General features: G+C 54.0%; 1 pseudogene. It reads left to right on the forward strand.

Going from position 1 to position 557, the window contains the following annotated elements:
- Positions 1 to 16: 16 nt before the first annotated feature.
- A pseudogene (locus HMPREF2990_RS12300) lies at positions 17 to 557 on the forward strand (DDE-type integrase/transposase/recombinase); the annotation flags it as partial.

Genomic DNA, 557 nt, shown 5'->3' on the forward strand with positions numbered 1-557 from the left:
CCAAAGCAAAAAGCACGTGACCAGGCACAAGCTGTGGATGGACTACTTGTCGCAGCCGTGTCCGAGGGACAAGACAAAGTACCAGTACTCCCAGTTTTGCAGTGGGCTCAATGAATTTCTCCGTGCTCATGATCTTGTCGAAGTCGTCACCCATGAGCCGGGGCAAGAGCTTTACGTCGACTGGGCCGGTGACAAAGTGCCAGTAGTGGATCAGGCCAGTGGTGATACCGCATTCAAGGCGTCACTGTTTGTCGCGGTATGCCCGTACTCAGGACTGATGTACGTCACTGCTGCTGTAAATGAGAAGATGTCGGCTTGGATTGCATGCCACGTCAAAGCGTTGAACTATCTTGGCAAATTACCGGCGGTCATCGTGCCGGATAATGCCTCTACGGCGACCTACCGGCCGAGGAAGCATTCAGGCTACCGGATGGTCACTGACCGCTACGTAAGCGTTTGCCGACTATTACGGGGTCACGATTGTGCCGACAAGACCTGGCAGGCCACGCGACAAAGCGGCAGTAGAACGTGCTGTGAAAATCGCCTACACCAAAATA

This window comes from Corynebacterium sp. HMSC071B10, from assembly GCF_001814825.1.
Taxonomy (GTDB): Bacteria; Actinomycetota; Actinomycetes; order Mycobacteriales; family Mycobacteriaceae; genus Corynebacterium.